Below are 20,571 nucleotides of genomic sequence, written 5' to 3'. Positions count from 1 at the left end.
GTGTTCTCTCCTACTACTTCGGCAGCTTTGGGGTGATCTGCCGGTCGATGATCTGCTGCAACTGGGTGGCAACGCCGGCGAATGTCGATGCGACGTCGGCTTTCTGGAGAGCGATCTGCTCGAGTCCGGTGCCGATGATCTGATCGCCACCCGGGACGAACACGCGTGCGTAGTCCTGCGAGCGCGTACGCGAAAGCTGATCCACAGCGGTACGGGAGTTCGGATTCGCGTCGAGGAATGCCTTCATGCTCGGCTCCGACGTTGCCGACTTGCGGACCGGCATGTAGCCGACGTTCTGCGAGAAGTACGCCGTGTTCTCACCATTGGTGATGAAGTCGATGAACTTGAGCGCGTTCTTCTTACGCTGATCGGAGATCTTGGACGGGATGGCGAGCCCGGCGCCGCCGGTGGGGCAACCGGGAGTTCCGTCCACTGCCGGGAGGAACGCGGTGCCGAAGTCGAAGTTGGCAGTCTTCTTGATGCCGGACAGGTCACCCGTCGACGCGATGGTCGACGCCAGGATGCCCGTACCGAATTCGTTTGCGATGTCAGTGGAGACCGCGGCGTACTTCTTGTCGTGAATCATGCTGGAGAGGAACTGCCCTGCGGCAATGGTCTTCTCGTTGTCGAGCTGCAAATTCCACTGGTCGGAGTACGATCCGCCGAAGGTCCAGATGGGGCCTTCGTAGGTCCAGCCGAGGTAATCCTTCGCGTTGCCCCACCCGTGTGCCAACTTGCCGTTGCCCACGACCTTCTGCAGCTCAGGTCCCCACTCGTCGAACTCCTGCCACGTTGCAGGCCCGCGATCGGGAAGTCCGGCCTGCGACCAGACCGCCTTGTTGTAGTAGAACAACGGCGTCGACCGCGCATAGGGAAGTGCGTAGTGCTTGCCCTGGAACAGGTAGTCGGCGAGCAACGAGTCGACGTAGTCGGCCGAGTCGACGCCCACCTCGGAGAAGAGTCCGTCGAGCGGCTCGATTGCCCCGGCAAGTGCGTAGTTGAACCACCAGACATCCGACAGCACAACCACATCGGGAACATCTCCGCCGGAGAGGGCAGCGTTGAACTTCTGCGCCACCTCTTCGTAGTTCTTGCCGCCGTCCACCAAGTTGACCTTCAAGTCCGGGTACTTGGTCTGGAAGCGGTTGATCAATTCCTTCTCCACGTCGGTGGACTTACCCGGGTGGTTCGACCAGAAGGTGATGGTGTTGGAATCACCCGACGCACCGGATGTTCCCGCAGCATCAGCGCTGGAACCACCGGATCCCGCGCACGCGGTCAGTGCTGCGCCGGCGGCGATTGCACCGCCGAGGCTCAGAAATCCGCGCCTGTTCATGTTTGCCATTACTGCTCCTCGAGAAAGAAATGTGACGGGAAAAGCTGTCAGCCCTTGACCGCACCGGAGGTGAGGCCTTTGATCATGTGTCGTTGCAGCAGAAGGAAAATCACCAGGATCGGTAGCATCGTCAGTACCGTTCCTGCCATGACGGGACCCCAGTTGGTGAGTCCGTCGTTGTTCTGCAGTTGGGTCAATCCGATCGGCAGCGGCGCCACCGAGGAATCGTCGGACATGAGGAACGGCCACAGGTACTCGTTCCATTCGTTGACCACCGTGATGATGCCGAACGCCACCATCGTGGGCCCGGAAACGGGGAGCACCACGCGCCAGAGAAGCCGCCAGTGGCCGGCGCCGTCCATCCGCGCTGCCTCGATGATCTCCGAAGGTATCGAGAGAAAATGGTTGCGCATGAGGAACGTACCGAAGGCTACACCCGCGAGCGGAACTATGATGCCCTGGAACGTGTTACGCCAGCCCCACTCTGCCACGAGCGCGTAGTTCGAGATCACGGTGATCTGGTTCGGAACCATCAATGCGGCGATGATTCCGAGAAAGACGAAGTTCTTCCCCGGGAAGCGCAGGAACACAAGCCCATAGGCGCTGAGAGTCCCCAGAACGAACTTCGCCGCCGACAGAATCGTCGTGATCACTATCGAGTTCCGCAAGAACATCCAGAACGGAACCGATGTCGTTGCTTCGGAATAGTTTTCGGGATGCAGCGATGACGGCCACCACGTTGCAGGCTGCGTGTAGATCTCCGGACGCTCCTTGAACGAGGTCATCACGATCCAGTAGAGCGGCAGGACGATGATGACCAAGGCGATCACCATTGCCGCGTAGCCGAGGATCTTCACACCGACCTCACGCCGGTCCACGTTCTTGCGATCCGGCCCGGGTCGGACGACGGAAGTCGGAGCAGCGCTTTTCTTTTCCTCTACCGCTGTCATTTTTCTTCTCCCCGATCCATGGCACGAACCTGGTAGACGGTGATGATCAGCAGGATCAGGAACATGATGGTGGCAACCGTCGCACCGTAGCCCGCCCGGAAGTTTCGGAATGTCTCGTTGTATACCTGGTAGACCATCGTTGTCGTCCCTGTACCCAGCGGGCCACCACGGGTCATGACGTTGATGATGTCGAAGACCTGGAGCGAGTTGAGCATGACGGTGATGGAGAGGAAGAACGTCGTCGGGCGCAACTGAGGTAGGAGAACCCGGCGGAACTTGGTCCACGGCTTGGCACCGTCGATTTCGGCGGCTTCGTTCAACTCTTGCCGAACTCCTTGCAGCGCAGCGAGATAGATGACAAACGTGTAGCCGAGGTTCTTCCACATGTATGTCACCGTCACCATGAACAGCGCCCAGTGGGGATCCTGATAGAAGTCGGGCGATTGGAGTCCGACACGGTGCAGGAGATCCTGGATCAGACCGAAGTTGGGGTCGAAGACGAACTGAAACGCGACACCGATCGCTGCACCGGAGATCACGAACGGCGCGAAGATCGCCGACCGGACCAGGTTTCGCCCGACGAGCTTGCGATCGAGCAGCATGGCCAACGCCAGACCGATGACCATTGAACCCACCACTGTGACCAATGTGAATACCACCGTGTTGGTGACGATCTGCCAGGTGTCGCTTCGTCCGAACCACTCGCGGTAGTTGCTCAGCCCGATGAACGTCGCCTTCGGGTCCGCAATGTTCCAGTCGAAGAACGAAAGTCGGATGTTGTCCACCAGCGGGCGATAGGTGAACAAGATCAGCAACGCGAGATTGGGACCTACCAAGAGCGCAAAGAGCGCGTAATCACGCCATGGTCTGCCCCACAGACCTGGCTTGCCTGATGTGGGCAGCGTTCTTTCCGGACTCGATCTCACTGAGGCAGTCTGACCGCCCGCAACGAATGAATGGTGAACGTACAAGACACTCGAGCTGAACGCGACACGAAAAAGGCCCTGCGCGAATACTTCTCGCGCAGGGCCTTCCTCGTCGATGTCTAGCGGTTCCAGTCACCCAATCCGTCGGCGCCGCTGAGGACTCCACCTGCGGTGTTCTGCACGATCACCGGGTCACCCTTGCCTGCGTTCTCGAAGAACCACTTGGCGTCCTCGGTCCTGACATTGAGGCAGCCGTGGCTGACGTTGGTGAAACCTTGTTGCGCTACCGACCACGGAGCGGCATGGACGAAGATGCCACTGTAGGAAATTCGTGTCGCGTACTCGACGTAGGTGCGGTAACCCTCGGGAGAATCGATCGGAACGCCGTACGTGGACGAATCCATGTACATGTCGCGCAGCTGCTCCCCGACGATGTACGTGCCGTTCGGTGTTTCGTGACCTGGCTTGCCGAACGACGTCGGCATGGTGCGCACGACCTCACCGTTGCGGGTGACGGTGACCTGCTTGGTGTTGTCGTCCGCGACGGTGACGAGTGCGTCACCGATGTTGAACGTGGAGTGCGAATCACCGGCGTCGACGGTCACGGAGATGTTCGCCGGCCAGAACTGTGCCGGCTTCCAACGGACCTGGCTGTCGTTGATCCAGTAGAAGCTGCCATCGACCGGAGAATCGGTGGTCACGCGAATCGCGCGCTCGGCCGTGGCACGGTCGCCGACTGCCTCGTTGAAACGAATGATGATCGGCTGCGCGATGCCGACTGTCTCACCCGCCGACGGGTTGAGCGACGGCGCGGAGAAGTTGGGAGCGCCGATGGGAGCCTGAATCGGTGTACCCGGGATGCCCGGAACCGGAATCGCCGGATCGAGGTACGGAACGCCGGGAATGACGGGCAACGGAATGTCCGGTCCACCGGGGAAGAGAGGAACGGCCGCGGAAGGTCCGGCGAGAGCCAGGCCGGCAGCCACCGCTCCGACGATTGCCACGGCAACCCGTGACGTCCGACGACCCTGTTTGCTGCCCATGTCACTACCTTCGCTCGAATGACCACGTACTCACGTGGATTTTGCGCGGCCGGCATCGATACCCGCCTGGTACCGATGCCGATGCACCATCCGGACGCGCCCGCCGGGCGCACACCTACACACCCGAGCACGCCAAAGAGAGCAAACCGCACATTTCCATAGTCATTAACACACAAATGCGGCAATCGAGCAATTCGGATGTTCGCCCAAACGTTGCTATCCCTCGCTGCGAGCAGCCGCCAACATCGATTCGATGGAGATGAGTTTGGTTCGCGGTCTACCGGCGGCGGCACCGGATGCTCGTTCTGCCTTGTCGATCCGCTGCCAACCTTGGTAGTCCACCTGATCCGGCGACCGATCTGCCAGCAGAACCTGCAACTTGTCAGCGTCCTCGGTCGGCGTGGCGAGGCGCCCACCAGCGAAGTCGTCGAAGATCATCGACACCGTCTCGGCGGAGCAGTACTTGTTGGTGCCGATCACGCCCGTCGGTCCGCGCTTGATCCAACCCGCGACGTAGACACCCGGGATCGGCGTGCCGGTCTCGGTGTCGATCACGCGACCGTTCTCGTTGGGGATCACGCCGCGAGCGTCGTCGAAGGGCAAGTCGGCCATCGGTGTACCGCGGTATCCGACCGACCGAAGCACCAGGGAGGTGTCGATCGTCTCCTCGGTTTCGGTAGGCCGGGCGGAGAGCTGACCGGTCGGCGTTGCCACCAACTCGTTTTTCACGATCCGCACCAGTGCGACTGCACCGTCGCCGAGGATCTCGACGGGCGAGGTGAGGAACCGGAGAACGATCCGCTTGCGGGAAGGATCTGCGGTACGGGAAGCAAATTCCTGCGCCTGCTTGACCTTGAGCAGCACGGACGGCTCCGCGGCATCGCTGTCCACGAACGCCTGACTGGCCTCGTCGAGTTCGGCTTCGATCGGGTCGACGACTACGTCCCCGTTCGCCATCTGTCCGAGGGCCAACAGTTCGGGATTGGTGTACGCGGCCTGCGCCGGCCCGCGCCGCCCGAGAATGACGACCTCACGAATCTTGCTGTTACGCAGCGCTTCCAATGCATGCTCGGCGAGGTCCGTCTTCGCGAGCTGGTCCGGGTCGGTCACCAGGATGCGAGCGACGTCGAGTGCGACGTTGCCGTTTCCGACGATCACCGCTCGCTCGCCGGACAGATCGAAAGTCCGATCGGCATATCCCGGGTGGCCGTTGTACCAGGCGACGAACTCGGTGGCAGCGTGACTTCCCGGCAGTTCCTCGCCCGGGATCTCGAGCTTGCGATCCCCGGCAGCGCCGACCGCGTAGATCACTGCGTGGTGATGGTCCAAGAGTTCCGAATGCGAGATGTGGGTACCCACCTCGACGTTGAAGTGGCAGCGCACGGTCTTTTTCGCGACCACGGCGCGGAACTGGTCGGTGACGCCTTTGGTTCCGGGATGATCCGGAGCCACGCCGGCGCGCACCAATCCGTAGGGAGTGGGAAGCCGATCGAACATGTCGACCTCGACGCGAGGCTTGCCGGTCAGTTCCATCGCCGCATAGCAGGCTGCGGGGCCGGAGCCGATGATCGCCACTTTCAGCGTTCCCAGTTCGGGATCGATCTTGGCCATCGTGATCGGCTCGGGCCAATCCGGGCCCATCGGATGCTTCTCGAAGTACGACGCGTTCATCTGCAGGTACGGCGCGTCGTCCTCGTCGAGTTCGTTGTCCGGGAAGATCGCCTCGACCGGGCACTCGTCCACACACGCACCACAATCGATGCAGGTGTCGGGATCGATGTAGAGCATTTCGGTGGTCGCGAACGGAGCTTCGTCCGGTGTCGGGTGAATGCAATTGACCGGACACACGTCAACACACGAGGCGTCGTTGCAGCACGGCTGCGTGATCACATACGCCATGACATTCCCCTATCCCTGAAACACGAAGCACGAACTGATTCCCAGACTATAACGTGTTCCAATTTGGCGCGAGAATCGTTTTCAGATCACCCCATTGCGCTTCAGCTGCCATACCGCCTGCACGGTGGCGTGACCTCGCCATTCCAACGCCGCGGCGGGCGAATAGCTGTCGAAATCCACCGCCCAACCGCCGTCGTCGTGTTGCCGTGCAGCGAGCGCGGACAGTTCGGAGTCGATCACCGCTGCATCGAACAACGCGCGGGTCGGACCACCAGGAAGCGGTGAGAAATCGAGGGGCCGCATGAATTCGCCTTCGGCTCCCCCGTCCACGTGAACCAAGCCGTCAGCCGGGATACGCGAACCAAGAGTGCTCACCAACGACGACGCTTCGGGACTGTTCCGGTGAACCGCGTCGAGAAACTGCAAGGCAAAGGCCAGCTCGAGGGCATGCAGAGCATCCGCCCCGTCGATCGCGTCGAGGCAATATCGAACGGCAGAGGCGAACCACGGATGTTCGGCGACGGCCTCGTCGAATTCGGCAACGCGAGCCGCTGCAGCACACACGATGCTGGTGATCTGCAACGACGGCGCCGACGGGTCCGCGCTCACCCAGAAGGGCGCACACCCGGCTGGGTCGGCAATCGGGAAGGCGAAGGGCAAACCGCCGCCTGCCAGCGAATTGGTCTGCAACCAGTCGCACAGTTCGACCGATCTGGGCGTCGGCGTTCCGATGTCGGCAAAGGCTTCGAAGGCATGCAGCGCTCCGCCAGGTTGGCTGGTTGCCGAGCGAAGATCCGGTTCGAGTCCCCAGCCGTACCCACCGTCCGGGTTGCGATAACCGTCCACGGCCGCACAAGCCGCGGCCCGGTCACCCTGTCCGAGAATCAAATTCAGCCGATGCCGATCGAGAGTCCTGGCATGTCCCGCCATGAACCCGACGGCTGCCGTGAGATCAACACTCATGAAGAACGGTTCAGGATTCGTCGCCGTCGAGCCGGAAGCCGACCTTCAACGTGACCTGGAAATGCGCCACGGCGCCGTTCTCGATGTGGCCGCGAGTTTCCACCACCTCGAACCATTCGAGGTTGCGCACCGTCTCGTTCGCCCGGGCGATGGCGGTGCGAATTGCCGCGTCACTGCTCTCGGTGGACGAGCCGACGATCTCGGTCACCCGGTACACGTTGCTGCTCATGGCATTCCCTTCGTGTCAGATTCGACGAACCAACTCCTGCGCCTCGGCGCCGAGCCTCGCAAGGCGAAGATCACCGAGAGCTGTCACAGCACTACCCAACCTGTTGGTGGTGAAACCGAGCGAGAGTCCGCTGGAGAGGTCCGCATACGCGCCTGAACCGCCGACTCCGTAGTGGCCTATCGCATTCCGCGGCTGCCGCCGCGCGGCAATGATCGGCGGGTGGTAACCGAGAGTCCAGTTGGGCCGCACCGCCAGCACGTAATCCCGATCGCGAGTCTGGATGGTCGACATCTGGTCGATGGTCGATTCCTTCAGGAACCGTTTCCCGTCGATCACGCCGCCGTTCGCGATGGCGCCGTACATCTTCGCGAGAGCACGCGCGCTGAACACTCCGTTCCAGCCCGGCATGACGGCGTCGTGGACAGCCGGGTTGCGCACCATGACGTCGAAACCGTCCGGCATCGCGGCCTCCGCGAGTCCGCGAGTCGGACCGACGTGTGAGAGCACGGTCGACGCGAAGGCCCAGTTCAAGCCGGCAGGGTTGATATGTGGGAACAGCTTCGCGATCCGTGGACGCTCGGTTTCGGGTACGCGGTACCAGAATTCGTCGACTCCGAGGGGCTTCGCTATCTCCGCTTGTACGACGTCGATGAACGGCTGACCGGACACCCTGGCCACAAGTTCGGCTACCAACCAGCCGTAGGTCACAGCGTGATAGCCGGGGCCTCGAAGCCGACGCGGATCCGGCTTCTCGGCAGCCAGGGCGGCAACGACCTCGTCGTAGTCCATCAGGTCGAGGGGATGCGGCATCAGGCCGCGAACGCGGTGAAGGCCCGCGCGATGTGACATCAGTTCCCGGACGGTGATCTTGTCCTTGCCGGCCGCTGCGAATTCGGGCCAGTACTGAGCAACCGGAGAGTCGTAGTCGATCAGCCCGCGTTCGGCGAGTCGATGAACGACGGTGCTGGCCACGCCCTTGCCGGTCGAGAAGGAAAGCGACACCGTGTCGTGGTCCCAGCGCCTGTCGCGGTCGGCATTGCCGGCCCAGATGTCGAGAACTTTCTCGCCGCCCAGATACACGACCAGCGCGCCGCCGCCTTGTTGCGGTTGGCGATACATCGCGAAGAAGCGGTCGGCCAAGGGAAGGAATCGCCGGTCCACATACAGCTCGGTGCGCGAAGGCACCTCCACCCGGGCGAGCGAACCCCGTCGTGCATTGGGAGCCATCGCGTCCTCCGATCCCCGCTGATTCAAGTTGTCCGGTCACCGGATCGGTGGCAGGAGCTTGACACCATTGTGACCACTGTCACGCAAGAGGCTCAGGACCGGGGTGCACTCACGGGGTGACCCACGTCGAAGTGCCGTCGCTGACACATCCCTGACCTGTGGCAAGGTTGAAAACAAGGGTGGGACCACCCGAGCAGATCGCCCCGACGTCCGCGTCACCCACCGCCGCTCTGCCGCCAGGTCCGCTGAGCACCACGGCAAAGGGTGAGGAGTCTGTGCGACCGAGTGCGAGCGAACCCGGGCCGTACGCAACGGCGGCAAGCAGCCCACCGCGCGACTCCGCTGCAGCAACGCCGCCGAAGAGTCCGACGCCCGCCGACCGGCCGCCGTCTCGCGAATCGGCGACGCCGACGCCATCGCCCTCCACGTGTGAAATCGCGTAACTGGAGGGATCTGCCACCGCTCGGCATGCGGATGACCCGTCGACGATCGTCTGATCTTGGCCGCGCGCCGAACAATCCAACGTCGCGGCCGACGCTGTTCCGCTACCGAGTGACAATCCGAAGGCGGCAAGAATCACGCCACCCGCCGCTAAGCCTGCTGCTCGCATTTTCCGGCGATCCATATCCAACCCCCACAGTGCATTCGACGTGACCGTACATTCGACGTCTAATCGAATTACCCGATATGTCCGCCTCTGACGCTACCCGTCTTTGTTCTTCCGATCGCGGTCCTTGCTCGGTTGAACTCGTTTGGGTTCACCGGGCATTTTGGGATAGTTCGGCGGGTACGGCAGATCGCCAAGTCCCGCCGCCAGATCCTTCTCCCACATCTCCAACAGAACGTCGAGGGCAAAGGCCTTGTCGTGCATCGCTTCCATCGGATCACCACGATCGGCGAGCAAGCCGGGAACCGTGGCGATGGTGCAGTCGTCTGGGTGCACGTCCCGCAGTTCGTCCCAGGTCACCGGCGTGGACACAGTTGCGATCGGCGTCTTACGAGCCGAATACGCCGCCGCGATCGTCCGGTCACGGGCATTCTGATTGAAGTCGATGAAGATCCGTTCACCCCGCTCTTCCTTCCACCACGCGGTTGTGGCGCGATCGGCACTACGCCGTTCGACTTCACGGGCGAGGGCGATACCCGCGTGGCGGACCTCGACAAAATCCCAGCGCGCCTCGAGCGGGATGTAGACGTGAAGGCCTCGGCCACCGGACGTCTTGGGAAATCCTTCCAATCCCAACTCGGCGAGCAGAGGGCGAAGGACCTCGTCCGCGATGGCAACGGCCTCGTCGAACCCGGTCCCCGGTTGCGGATCGAGATCGATGCGGAGTTCGTCCGGGTGGTCGGTGTCCGGGCAACGCACGGCCCAGGGATGAAACGTGACAGTCCCGAGATTGGCAGCCCACACGATGTTCGCAGCACTACGCACTCGAAGGACGTCAGCCTTGCGACCCGACGGGAACGTGACCTCGCAGGATTCGACGTGCTCGGGCCGCTTTGCCGGCAGCCGCTTCTGGTAAACCTCTTCGCCCTCGATGCCGTCGGGGAATCGCTGAAGATGCGTTGGCCGATCTTGGAGCGCCCGCAACGCTGCACCCTGCAGCGCCACCGTTCGGTAGTACTCGACAAGATGCCGTTTGGTTCCGCCGTCCTCACCCAACTGCGGATAGTAGATCTTGTCCGGGCTCGACAACCGGACCGCGATCCCGTCGACGTCCAGTTCCTCTGCGGGACTCGCCATCACTTACCACCTGCAAGAACATCCGCGAAGTCGTATCGCACCGGAACCTCCAACTGATCGAAAGTGCATTCGTCGGGCACCCTGTCCGGACGCCAGCGCAGGAACCGCGCGGCGTGCCGAAAGCGTTCCCCTTCCATCTGGTCGTACGCCACTTCCAGCACCCGCTCAGGACGAAGCGGAATCCAGGAGCGGTCTGCGGCCGATCTCCACCGGCTGGCCTCTCCCTCGGCCACAACGTCGTCCCCGAGGCGCAAAGGTTCGAGTTCGGCCAACAACTCGATCCGCCGCGCCGCGGTGAAAGCCGAAGCGCCACCGATCATCTTCAATTCGGAACCGTCGAACAGACCCAGAAGCATCGACCCGATACCCGGCTGGCTCTTGTGCGGACGGTAGCCCAGCAGTACGACATCCGCGGTCCTGGCGTGTTTCACCTTGATCATCTCGCGCTTGTTCGGCAGGTACGGTCCCGCCAGCTTCTTGGCGACAACCCCGTCGAGACCCGCGCCTTCGAAGGTTTCGAACCAGGCCATTGCTTCGGCGCTGTCGGCCGTCGCTGCCGTGACGTGGCAACTCGGCCCGCCACCGACACAATCGAGGAGCAACGCACGTCGCACACCGAAGTCCTCGATCGAGACGTCGCGATCCCCGAGCGCCAGTAAATCGAACCCGACAAATTGCGCGGGCGTCTGTTCCGACAACAATGCGACGCGGCTCGCGGCGGGGTGAATCCGCTCGGAGAGCGCTTCCCAACTCAGGCGCGTCACACCGTCGATCTCACGGGGAACCACCAGTTCTCCGTCCACCACACATTTTTCGGGCAATTCAGACTTGACGGCTTCCACCGCCTCGGGAAAGTACCGCGCCAAGTCCTTTCCTCCTCGCGACCCGAGCACCACTTCGTCACCGTCGCGAAAGATGATTGCTCGAAATCCGTCCCATTTCGGCTCGTACGACCACGTCGGGTCACCGGACTCGGGCTGAGGCGGCACAGTGGCCGCAGCCTTCGCGAGCATCGGGGCAAGCGGCGGCATCAGGGGTAGCTCCACCTACCCATACTGACAGTCCGGTTGGCAATTCGACTACCGATGTATTGGAATAGGTCCCGAACAATCTACGAACCAACAGAATTATCCAAGAATCAACAAAGGGGTCCTTATGTCCGGAATCGTCCGGCGACTTTGCACTGCGGTGATCGCAACTTCTGCAATCGCCGCCTTCACCGTCGGTTGCGGTTCCGACATCGAGCCGAAAGCCATTGCGGAATCATCTTCCTCGGTTGCCGATTCGACCACTACCTCCGCAGCCCCGACCACCTCGAAGATCACCGGCCAGGAGGGTTCGGACGACGGCGGCGACGTCGACATCGACGTGTCGATCGGTGATTGCGTCAAGCTCGGCGGTACCACGACGGCCGCGGAAATCGACAACGCGGACTGCGGTAGCAAGGATTCCAACTACAAGGTGGTCGCCAAGGTTCCCACCTCTGATCAGTGTGCCTCCGATGTCGACTCGTACTACTACGAGACCCTCGCGGGTGACGAGCAGGGCGCTGTCTGTCTCGACGTCGACTGGGTAGTCGGCGGATGCATGGACCTCGGCAGCGGAATGGACGAGCCCGCCCGCATCGAATGCTCGGATACCAGCGGCACCAATGTAGTCGAGGTCGTCGAAATCCTCCAGAACTCCACGTCGATCGACGAATGCGGTTCGGGGGCAGACTCGGGATTCGAGCACCCGGAACGTAAGTTCACGGTCTGCGTCGCAACGCTCTGATTCGAGCGCCCTCCCGAAAACACCTGTGCGCCTTGTCAACCGATCTCGGTTGGCAAGGCGCACAGGTGTTTTCTACAGCCGGCGCTTTCTACAGCCGGCGCTTTCTACAACCAGCCCCGACGTTTGAAGATCGTGTAGAGACTTCCACACGTCAAGAACATCATCGAGAGAGCAAACGGATAGCCCAAGTGCCAGTGCAGTTCCGGCATGTCGTCGAAGTTCATTCCGTACACGGTTCCGATAAGCGTCGGCGCGAAGAGAATTGCCGCCCACGCCGAGACCTTCTTGATCTCCTCGTTCTGCGCGTAGCTCGCCTGCGTCAGATTGCGCATCTCCTCGTTCTGGTTCTGCGACACCAGAGTTGCGTTCACCGTGAGGATGTTTCCGAGCAACTGACGAAAGCCGTCGGCCCGCTCCACCACAGTCGTCGCATGGTCGGTGACGTCGCGGAGGTAACGCTGGAGTTCCTCGTCCGTGTGGTACTTGTCGAACCCCGCCGACAACCCACGCAGCATTCCCAGCAGCGGACGCGTCGCCCGCTGGAATTCGATCACCTCACGGGTCAGTTCGTAGATGCGACGCGAAACTCCGGGATCGCCACTGAACACTTCGGTTTCGATCTCGTCGATGTCGTTCTGCAGGCCGGCCACCACCGGGGCGTACCCGTCGACGACTGCGTCGAGAATGGCGTAGAGAACGGCCTCGGTACCCAACCGCAACAGGTCAGGATCGTTCTCCATGCGAGTCCGCACCGCCGAGAGATCCGGCGATTCACTGTGACGGACGGTCAGAATGAAGTTCGGACCACAGAAGATGTGCAACTCGCCGAATTCGACCCGCTCGGTCTCGTCGCGGTACCGCGCAGCACGCAGGACCACGAACAGTGTCTTGCCGTAGCGCTCGAGCTTGGGGCGCTGGTGCGCGACAATCGCATCCTCGACCGCCAGTTCGTGGAGGTCGAAATGTTGTGCAGCGGCATACAACTGGGCGTCGTCGGGCCGGTACATGCCGATCCACGCCATCGACTGCGAATCCGGAAGGCATGACAGTGCTTCCGCCAGCGTGGACGGCGACGCTATCCGCTCGCCGTCGCGGTACACGCCACTGTTGACGACGGTCGATTCGACGGGCGCCACCGCCTCGGGCGGGGCAGCCTTGACGACGGTGCGTGCGGCACGCGAGTGCCCGGGATGTGAGTCACCGAGACCCGCGGAACGACGTGGCAGTACCGACCGTGAACGACGAAATTCGCGCATGCTGAACAGCTTTCGAGGGAAGAGTGAACGACGACGCTTGCTTCACAGCAAAGCCGAAGCCGATGAACACACGATGAAGCTGCAGCAAAATACCGGAACAACCCGGGCGGCTACAGCTTCAGTTGGTACTCGGAGGTTGGCCACGCATTACAGCCACACCTCCTCTTCCCTGAATTCCTACGCAAGTCCGCGCACGACGCCAACATGCTACCCCGACTGTCAGAGCGGGACAAACCGAACGACAAGCCGCAGGACAGCACGAACCGGTCGGAGGAAACCCGCTCGACGAATGCAGCTTTCAGTCAGTTCGCAGCGCGCAATCCGCCGATCAAGAGTTCGACGATCTGGTCCGCCAACGACTCCGTCTCCGCCAAAGTCTGCCCTTCACGCCTTCGGTACCAGAGGTCGATGCCGTTGAGACTGCTGAGGAGTATTTTTGCCGCCATTCGCGGCGAGCTCGCACGAATGGAACCATCCGCGACACCTTCGGTCATCACGTCGACGAACAGATTCTCGTAGCCGAGTCGCAGCGAATTCAGTTCCACGAGGACTTGCTGTTGCCTCGGCTTGAGCGCGGAGTTCATCTGGCCCCGGACACCTTGGTGGATCGTGTGGTGGTACCCGAGATGTGTCATGAGATTGACCAGGTGGGCGTGCGACATCGCTTCGAGACGCGCGAGGCCGCTGTCTGCCCCGTCGATCCGAGACTCGACCTCCGCGCGGAGCAGGCTCATCCCGCGCTCGTAGATTGCCAGGTAGATGTCGAACTTCGAACGAAAGTGGTAGTAGACAAGACCTTTGGTGGCCCCGATTCGATCGGCCAGCAAATCCATGGTCGTGGCCGCGTAACCGTCTTCGGCAAAGGCGTCGGCGGCGCTGGTGATGATCGCGGATCGCACGTCCGGAAGATCACTACTCATTCGACTTCCACTCCCATTCGCACTGCCTGCCGGCCCTTGACTGTTTCCACGCTATCGCATAGTAATACTGAGTAGTATCCCAGATCAGAGAGGTTTTCCAATGTCGTTGGATTTTTCCGGCAAGGTAGTGATCATCACAGGCGCAGGCGGCGGACTCGGCCGTTCGCATGCATTGGCCCTCGCCGCACGCGGCGCACGCGTCGTCGTCAACGACATGGGTGGCTCGGTCAACGGCAGTGGCGGCGCTGATACCGCAGCAGCCAAAGTAGTGGCGGAAATCGTCGAGCTGGGTGGCGAGGCCATCGCGGACCACTGCGACATCACCGACGTCGACGCCGTCGCCGCCATGGTCGCGACGGCCGTGGACAAGTGGGGCCGCGTGGACATCCTGATCAACAACGCCGGAATCTTGCGCGACAAGTCGTTCATCAAGGCCGAGCTCGACGACTTCCGCAAAGTCATCGACGTGCATCTGATGGGTTCCGTCATCTGTTCCAAGGCAGTCTGGCCGCACATGGTCGAACAGAACTACGGACGCATCCTCATGACTACGTCGGCATCGGGAATTTACGGCAACTTCGGCCAGGCAAACTACGGCGCCGCGAAGTCCGGCGTCGTCGGCCTGATGAACGTTCTCGCCATCGAGGGCGAACGCAAGGGCATCCGCGTCAACTCGCTGGCCCCGACCGCCGCGACCCGCATGACCGAAGACCTCCTCGACGAGAAGACTCTCGCTCTGCTTGCACCCGAATCGATTTCACCCGGCGCACTGTTCATGGTCTCCGATGACGCACCGACCAAGACCATCCTCAGCGCTGGCGCCGGCGTCTTCGCGATCGCTCGCATGGAAGAGTCGCAGGGCGTGTACATCCCCGAAGGCGCACTCTCCCCTGAGGTCGTCGCCGAACGGTGGTCCGAGATCAGTGACATGACCAATTCCGTCCAGGTGCCCGCGGCGTTCGATCAGACCCGCCGGTTCGTCGAGAAAGCTGTAGCCGAGCAGCCGGCCAACTGAGCTGGGCAACCAGCCGACTGATCGATCCTGCTCCCCCTAAGGTGTGGTGGTGACCACACCAACGGGAGTTTCGATCGTCGACATCGTCGACAGACTGGGAATGACGTTCCTCAGCGGAGGCGACACCGTCGACGACGCCCGCACTGTCAGCCGAGTGACCCTGCACGAAGGGTCCGGAGTTACGCAAGGCAGCGCGGGCGCCGTCGTGCTCGGCGCAGGACTGGCCGAGTCGGCCGACATTGCCACTGCAGTAAAAGAATACGGTTCGGCCGGAGCCGTCGCGCTGATCGTCAGGGAGCCATTGGCCGTCGACGAAAGCGTCGCACGGGCGGTCGCCGAAGCCGATATCGCACTTCTGGGAATGGTCAAGGATGCAAGCTGGCTGCAAAGTGCGTCGCTGATCAACGAGATCCTCGAATCCGGCAACAACGGGGACCGCACGTCCGCCGCCGACGCCGACCTGTTCGATCTTGCCAACTCGATCGCTCAGGTATTGAACGGCCCGGTCACCATCGAGAATCAGTCGAGCCGGATCCTCGCGTTTTCGGCGGATCAAGCCTTCGGTGACGAGGCACGTAAGCAGAGCGTCCTCGGACATCAAGTGCCGCAGCACTATTCCGACCGGCTCAGGTCAATGGGGTACTTCAACAAGATCTACGGCTCTACCCTGCCGGTATTTCTACCGGGTATCGGGCCGGGCATCAGGCCCCGGGTCGGCATGCGAATACATGCGGCATCCCAGATCCTCGGTTCGATCTGGGTGATCTTGGACGAGGAGCCGAACGAATTGCAGGTCAAAACGCTCGTCGAGGCGGCGGGCGTAGCCGCGATGAGTTTGCTTCGCGCCAAGCTGGCCGCCGATTCCGCACGACGGCTGAGGTTGGGCGAGGTGATCACGCTACTGAGCGGCGGCACTTCGGCCAAGGAAGCGGCCGAGCGACTGGGCTACGGCCGCTCGAAAGCAAACGTACTTGCGGCCGGCTTCCGTAGCGGCGCCGGCGCATCGTTGGAGGCCGAAGCCGACGTCGATCAACTGGCCCTGACACTCAATACCTATCTCGACCAAGTATTTCCGTTGTCGGTGGCGGCAGCGATCGGCGGCACCGTCTACGCCGTCATCCCACACACCCGGCACCAGACCGACGACGACTACGTGCGTCGGATCGCGTCGGAGTTTGCAGACCGTTCCCGTTCGGAAAAGTCGGTGGTCATCGGAATCGGTGCGACAGTGGCCGACGTGATGACGCTGGAGAAGTCACGCGACGAAGCCGACCGAGCGCTTCGCGTTCTGAGGTCGACGTGGAATTCCTCGGGCCGGACCGTCGCGCGCGCCGACGACGTGCAGATCAATTCCCTACTTCTGCGCCTCTCCGACGCCCTGGCGGACGAGAACGAGACCGCGTCGGGTCCGCTCGCGGTACTGCGTGAGTACGACCGCACTCACGACATCAACCTCGTGGACACCCTTCGAGCCTGGCTCGACACGTTCGGCGACATTCCGGCGGCTGCGTCGTTGGTTCACATCCACGTCAACACGTTTCGATACCGCCTCAAGAAGCTTGCCGGGATTGCCGGAATCGATCTTGATGATCCGGAAACTCGATTCAGCCTGATGCTCCAGCTTCGTCTCTTCTATCCGACAGCGTTGTAGCGATCTACCAAGTCTCACGAAACATTCGTAAATCCGGACGATGTTCTCCTCCTTTTGTTGGGTGAGGATTCAAGCAATCGTTTATTGCTCCTGACCCGACAGACCTCGCGTCACTCGGGCCGGACTACATCTTCCGGAGGCACCATGAAACAACGGTCCTACGCACTGCTGGCTGCGGCAACTGGCACCGTTCTTGCCCTGACCGCGTGCTCATCGGGTGGCTCGTCGGGTTCGGGTTCGGGTGGGAGTGAACCCGTCACGGACGGCACCTTCAAATTGGCTCTCGTGGCCGACCCCGGCGCTCTGAATCCGCTGATGACGGCCGCATCGCCGGCGCACCAGCTGGCGCGTCTGAGCTACGACTATCTGCTCCACCCGGATCCCGATACCGGAGTCACCAAACCATGGCTCGCCGAGAAATGGGAAGAGACAACCACTTCCGCGTCCTTCACCATTCGCGACGGTGTCACCTGTACCGACGGATCCGCTCTTACTGCCCAGACTGTCGCCGACAACGTCAATTTCATCACCAACGCAGCAAACAAATCTGCTCTCCGCGGGGTGTACGCACCGGCAACTGCGAGCGCCACCGCCGACCCTGCGACACGGACAGTGACGGTCACGACTCCGGAGCCCTCTCCGTTCCTGCTTCTCAACCTGGCGCGAATACCGATCATGTGCGAGGCCGGGTTGAAGGATCCGACGGCGGCAAACAAGACGACCTTCGGGTCGGGCATGTTCCAGATGACAGAGGCAGTCGCGAACGATCACTACTCCTACGTTCGGCGCGACGGCTACAACTGGGGACCGGACGGCACCACCTCGGATACGGCCGGAGTACCCAAGAATGTCGTCGCGTCCATCATCACGAACAACAGCACTGCGGCCAACCAGGTGTTGTCCGGCGATCTGAATGCCGCAGCAGTTTCGGGCCCCGACCAGGATCGCATGAACGCCGCGAACCTGGATACCGTCAAGCAGCCTGCTCCGGCGGGCGAGATGTTCTTCAACCACAGTCCCGGCAATCCGACGAGCGATCCTGCCGTCCGCAAGGCTCTGGTCCAGGCTCTCAATCTCGACGACCTCGCCGAGATCTTCACGGCCGGTCGCGGAACCAGATCGACCACGATGGTGTCCATCGAACCGCGGGCCTGCATCTACGACTCTGTCGCCGGAAACCTGCCGGAATTCGACACCAGTGCAGCCGCAGCAACTCTCGAGTCTGCGGGCTGGAAGGTCGGCGCGGACGGTAAGCGCAGCAAGGACGGCACACCGCTCCGAATTCGGATGGTGTACGAGACGTTCGGTGACGCGACCGATGCTGCCGCCGACGTCGCGGTCAACGCGTGGAACGACCTGGGCGCCACCATTGAACTCACCAGCGGCGACTCGAACAAGATTCTCGATGTAGCACTCAGCGGCAAGGACAACACGGCGTGGGATGTTGTGTGGGAGCCGATCAACGTCGCGCTGCCCAGCATGCTGGTCCCCTTCCTCTCCGGTCCTGTGCCCGCGGCGGGAATGAATTTTGCGTCGATCTCCAACCCGGCCTACGACGAAGCCGTCACCAAGGCTTCCGGGCTGACGGGCGAGGACGCTTGTGCCGCTTGGGCAGACGCCGAGTCCGAGATCATCAAAGCAAACTCGGCGGTACCTTTTGCCGACAAGATCACGACTCTCTACTTCAACAATGCGGGTCTTGCATTCGGCCGCAATTTCATCGGTTCGGCCCTGCGCCTGTACCAGTAGACCGCCGGTAGCGACCGGGGAAATCGTCGTGTTTCGCCGGTCGCTGTCGGTATACGGACAGGTATTCACCGATCCAGGCGGTTTTCGTGGGAGCGGACGAAAATCGACCCGATTTTCGTGAGGATCGACAGAGATGCGCGTCACGTCATGCGCCAAGATTTAGCAGTCAACACTCAATCGCGCCCTCACGTTTTTCGCTCGGGCCCCAGCTCCATCCCGGAGGCACCATGAAACACCGCTCCTATCCAACACTTGCGGCAGCCGCAGGGCTCACGCTTGTGTTGTCTGCTTGTGGCTCGGGAGGCACGTCCTCGGGCGCCAGTGGCGGTGAACCGGCCACGGACGGGACCTTCCGTTTCGCCCTGCAGGCCGATCCGGGCGCACTCAACCCGATCATGTCGGCCTCTCAGGCAACCGCCGAGTTGTCTCGTTTGGCCTACGACTACCTGATCTACCAAGATCCCGATACCAGCGAAGTCGGACCGTGGTTGGCGGAGAAGTGGGAAGAGACCCCGACCTCGGCGTCCTTCACCATCCGTGACGGGGTGACCTGTACCGACGGATCGACGCTGACTTCCCAGACCGTCGCGGACAACATCAACTTCGTGGCCAATCCGGACAACGGTTCACAGTTGCGCGGGTCCTCCGTTCCGACCGGTGCCACAGCAACCGCCGATCCGGCAGCGCGCACCGTCACGGTGACCACTGCGGCGCCGAGCCCGTTCCTGCTTCTCAACGTCGGTCGACTGCCAATCCTGTGCGAGGCCGGGCTGAAAGATCCGACAGCATCGAACAAGAAGTCGCTCGGCACCGGCATGTTCGAAGTCACCGAAGTCGCCGCCAACGACCACTACACGTTCCAGCGACGTGATGGCTACAACTGGGGCCCCGACGGCACCGCTTCCGATACCCCCGGCGTCCCCAAGACGGTCATCGCCGCCATGGCACCGAACGTGAGCACCGCCGCAAATCAGCTTCTCTCGGGTGAACTCAATGCAGCTCCGATCGCCGGGCCGGACAAGGACCGCGTCGCGGCAGCCAATCTGGACTCGGTTGGCCGGCCGGTACCCGCAGGCCAGATGTACTTCAACCAGATCGCCAGCAACCCCACCAGTGATCCGGCAGTGCGCAAGGCGCTGATCCAAGCGGTCAATCTCGACGACCTCACTCAGGTCATCACCGCCGGAAACGGGGTCCGGGCAACCAGTCTCGTCGCCGTCGAACCGCGCGCCTGTGTCTACGACTCTGTGGCAGGCAACATTCCGGACTTCGACCTCACAGCTGCAAAGGCAACACTGGACGGCGCTGGTTGGACTGCCGGCGCTGACGGCAAGCGAAGCAAGGATGGCAAGCCGCTCAATCTCCGCCTCGTGTACGACGGCACCGACGATCCGCGCAACGCGGCGGCAGAACTTGCTCAGTCGGCGTGGTCCGAACTCGGCGCAAACGTCGAGGTGACCGGGGGTGACTCGAACAAGATCATCGACGTCATTCTGAGCGGCAAGGACAACTCTGCCTGGGACATCGCCTGGGTCCAGATCAACTCCTCGCTGCCCAGCACGTTCACCGCGTACTTTGCCGGGCCGGTTCCCGCAGCAGGCAAGAATTTCGGATCGGTCAGCAACCCCGCCTACGAAGCAGCAGCCACCAAGGCGTCCGGTCTGACCGGTAGCGACGCTTGTGACGCTTGGGCCGACGCCGAGTCGGAGCTCACCAAGACGATCGCGGCCGTGCCCTTCGCGGATTCCGTCATGAACGTGTACTTCAACAAGGCCGGACTCTCATTCGGTAAGACGCTCACCGGTTCTGCGTTGCGTCTCTACCAGTAAGTCGTTTTCCCGCTCAGCATCTCTTCCCGCCCTGCATCTGTTCCCGCCCTCCGGAAAGACA

At 62.0% G+C, this 20,571-nt stretch carries 18 protein-coding genes; 5 read left to right on the top strand and 13 right to left on the bottom strand.

What is annotated here, in order from left to right:
* Positions 1-13 precede the first annotated feature (13 nt).
* The 11 genes from H7C86_RS10180 to H7C86_RS10130 all read right to left on the bottom strand — a co-directional run bounded on the left by H7C86_RS10180 (position 14) and on the right by H7C86_RS10130 (position 11,363).
* Positions 14-1,345 carry an ABC transporter substrate-binding protein gene (locus H7C86_RS10180; protein ID WP_003940485.1) on the bottom strand — a complete coding sequence of 444 codons (1,332 nt, stop codon included), beginning with the start codon at positions 1,343-1,345 and terminating at the stop codon, positions 14-16.
* Positions 1,346-1,383: 38 nt separating this feature from the next.
* Entirely contained in the window at positions 1,384-2,286 is a 903-nt protein-coding gene (locus tag H7C86_RS10175) for a carbohydrate ABC transporter permease (protein WP_097386916.1), read from the bottom strand.
* The gene (locus tag H7C86_RS10170; protein ID WP_003940557.1) at positions 2,283-3,257 is read right to left on the bottom strand and encodes a carbohydrate ABC transporter permease; all 975 of its coding nucleotides are present in this window, start codon (positions 3,255-3,257) and stop codon (positions 2,283-2,285) included. Before H7C86_RS10170 ends, H7C86_RS10175 begins: the two co-directional genes overlap by 4 nt.
* Before the next feature lie 74 nt (positions 3,258-3,331).
* Entirely contained in the window at positions 3,332-4,255 is a 924-nt protein-coding gene (locus H7C86_RS10165; protein ID WP_182261505.1) for an Ig-like domain-containing protein, read from the bottom strand.
* 216 nt (positions 4,256-4,471) lie between these two features.
* On the bottom strand, positions 4,472-6,154 hold the full coding sequence (locus tag H7C86_RS10160) for an FAD-dependent oxidoreductase (protein ID WP_182261504.1): 1,683 nt from the start codon (positions 6,152-6,154) through the stop codon (positions 4,472-4,474).
* A gap of 81 nt (positions 6,155-6,235) precedes the next feature.
* Positions 6,236-7,117 carry a hypothetical protein gene (locus H7C86_RS10155; RefSeq protein ID WP_182261503.1) on the bottom strand — a complete coding sequence of 294 codons (882 nt, stop codon included), beginning with the start codon at positions 7,115-7,117 and terminating at the stop codon, positions 6,236-6,238.
* 10 nt (positions 7,118-7,127) lie between these two features.
* On the bottom strand, positions 7,128-7,346 hold the full coding sequence (locus H7C86_RS10150; RefSeq protein ID WP_003939815.1) for a dodecin: 219 nt from the start codon (positions 7,344-7,346) through the stop codon (positions 7,128-7,130).
* 15 nt (positions 7,347-7,361) lie between these two features.
* The gene (locus H7C86_RS10145) at positions 7,362-8,573 is read right to left on the bottom strand and encodes a serine hydrolase domain-containing protein (RefSeq protein ID WP_182261502.1); all 1,212 of its coding nucleotides are present in this window, start codon (positions 8,571-8,573) and stop codon (positions 7,362-7,364) included.
* A gap of 109 nt (positions 8,574-8,682) precedes the next feature.
* Positions 8,683-9,198: a DUF6764 family protein gene (locus H7C86_RS10140; protein ID WP_020970725.1), complete on the bottom strand. Its 516-nt coding sequence runs from the start codon at positions 9,196-9,198 to the stop codon at positions 8,683-8,685.
* 78 nt (positions 9,199-9,276) lie between these two features.
* On the bottom strand, positions 9,277-10,317 hold the full coding sequence (gene ligD, locus H7C86_RS10135) for a non-homologous end-joining DNA ligase (protein ID WP_003940248.1): 1,041 nt from the start codon (positions 10,315-10,317) through the stop codon (positions 9,277-9,279).
* Complete coding sequence (locus H7C86_RS10130; protein ID WP_019745225.1) at positions 10,317-11,363, bottom strand: ATP-dependent DNA ligase; 1,047 nt, start codon at positions 11,361-11,363, stop codon at positions 10,317-10,319. Before H7C86_RS10130 ends, ligD begins: the two co-directional genes overlap by 1 nt.
* Positions 11,364-11,472: 109 nt before the next feature.
* On the opposite strand from H7C86_RS10130, the gene H7C86_RS10125 reads away from it, so the two are divergent.
* On the top strand, positions 11,473-12,090 hold the full coding sequence (locus H7C86_RS10125; RefSeq protein ID WP_019745226.1) for a hypothetical protein: 618 nt from the start codon (positions 11,473-11,475) through the stop codon (positions 12,088-12,090).
* Positions 12,091-12,194: 104 nt separating this feature from the next.
* Here the strand turns inward: H7C86_RS10125 and H7C86_RS10120 are convergent, their stop codons facing one another.
* Positions 12,195-13,346 carry a magnesium and cobalt transport protein CorA gene (locus tag H7C86_RS10120; protein WP_007731382.1) on the bottom strand — a complete coding sequence of 384 codons (1,152 nt, stop codon included), beginning with the start codon at positions 13,344-13,346 and terminating at the stop codon, positions 12,195-12,197.
* A 302-nt stretch (positions 13,347-13,648) separates the two neighbouring features.
* Complete coding sequence (locus tag H7C86_RS10115) at positions 13,649-14,266, bottom strand: TetR/AcrR family transcriptional regulator (protein WP_182261501.1); 618 nt, start codon at positions 14,264-14,266, stop codon at positions 13,649-13,651.
* Positions 14,267-14,366: 100 nt separating this feature from the next.
* On the opposite strand from H7C86_RS10115, the gene H7C86_RS10110 reads away from it, so the two are divergent.
* From H7C86_RS10110 to H7C86_RS10095, 4 genes are all read left to right on the top strand, one after another.
* A complete protein-coding gene (locus H7C86_RS10110; protein ID WP_182261500.1) occupies positions 14,367-15,281 on the top strand; it encodes an SDR family NAD(P)-dependent oxidoreductase in 915 nt (304 codons plus the stop codon).
* 49 nt (positions 15,282-15,330) lie between these two features.
* Positions 15,331-16,932, top strand: coding sequence for a CdaR family transcriptional regulator (locus H7C86_RS10105; protein ID WP_037120543.1), 1,602 nt, complete (start codon positions 15,331-15,333; stop codon positions 16,930-16,932).
* A 144-nt stretch (positions 16,933-17,076) separates the two neighbouring features.
* Positions 17,077-18,681 (top strand): ABC transporter substrate-binding protein, encoded by a 1,605-nt coding sequence (locus tag H7C86_RS10100; protein ID WP_182261499.1) that lies wholly within the window; start codon positions 17,077-17,079, stop codon positions 18,679-18,681.
* A gap of 227 nt (positions 18,682-18,908) precedes the next feature.
* Positions 18,909-20,510 (top strand): ABC transporter substrate-binding protein, encoded by a 1,602-nt coding sequence (locus tag H7C86_RS10095; RefSeq protein ID WP_019745231.1) that lies wholly within the window; start codon positions 18,909-18,911, stop codon positions 20,508-20,510.
* The last annotated feature ends 61 nt before the right edge of the window (positions 20,511-20,571 follow it).

Source organism: Rhodococcus sp. UFZ-B548, from assembly GCF_903819475.1.
Classification (GTDB): domain Bacteria; phylum Actinomycetota; class Actinomycetes; order Mycobacteriales; family Mycobacteriaceae; genus Rhodococcus_F; species Rhodococcus_F erythropolis.
The sequence above is the reverse complement of the archived record's forward strand: the minus strand, read 5'-3'. Positions and strand labels throughout refer to the sequence as shown.

Coding starts and splice junctions, on each gene's coding strand:
- H7C86_RS10160 (WP_182261504.1), bottom strand. CDS start 6,154: ATGGCGTATGTGATCACGCAGCCGTGCTGCAACGACGCCTCGTGTGTT.
- H7C86_RS10100 (WP_182261499.1), top strand. CDS start 17,077: ATGAAACAACGGTCCTACGCACTGCTGGCTGCGGCAACTGGCACCGTT.
- H7C86_RS10140 (WP_020970725.1), bottom strand. CDS start 9,198: ATGGATCGCCGGAAAATGCGAGCAGCAGGCTTAGCGGCGGGTGGCGTG.
- H7C86_RS10180 (WP_003940485.1), bottom strand. CDS start 1,345: ATGGCAAACATGAACAGGCGCGGATTTCTGAGCCTCGGCGGTGCAATC.
- H7C86_RS10110 (WP_182261500.1), top strand. CDS start 14,367: ATGTCGTTGGATTTTTCCGGCAAGGTAGTGATCATCACAGGCGCAGGC.
- H7C86_RS10145 (WP_182261502.1), bottom strand. CDS start 8,573: ATGGCTCCCAATGCACGACGGGGTTCGCTCGCCCGGGTGGAGGTGCCT.
- H7C86_RS10115 (WP_182261501.1), bottom strand. CDS start 14,266: ATGAGTAGTGATCTTCCGGACGTGCGATCCGCGATCATCACCAGCGCC.
- H7C86_RS10120 (WP_007731382.1), bottom strand. CDS start 13,346: ATGCGCGAATTTCGTCGTTCACGGTCGGTACTGCCACGTCGTTCCGCG.
- H7C86_RS10165 (WP_182261505.1), bottom strand. CDS start 4,255: ATGGGCAGCAAACAGGGTCGTCGGACGTCACGGGTTGCCGTGGCAATC.
- H7C86_RS10125 (WP_019745226.1), top strand. CDS start 11,473: ATGTCCGGAATCGTCCGGCGACTTTGCACTGCGGTGATCGCAACTTCT.
- ligD (WP_003940248.1), bottom strand. CDS start 10,317: ATGGCGAGTCCCGCAGAGGAACTGGACGTCGACGGGATCGCGGTCCGG.
- H7C86_RS10155 (WP_182261503.1), bottom strand. CDS start 7,117: ATGAGTGTTGATCTCACGGCAGCCGTCGGGTTCATGGCGGGACATGCC.
- H7C86_RS10175 (WP_097386916.1), bottom strand. CDS start 2,286: ATGACAGCGGTAGAGGAAAAGAAAAGCGCTGCTCCGACTTCCGTCGTC.
- H7C86_RS10095 (WP_019745231.1), top strand. CDS start 18,909: ATGAAACACCGCTCCTATCCAACACTTGCGGCAGCCGCAGGGCTCACG.
- H7C86_RS10150 (WP_003939815.1), bottom strand. CDS start 7,346: ATGAGCAGCAACGTGTACCGGGTGACCGAGATCGTCGGCTCGTCCACC.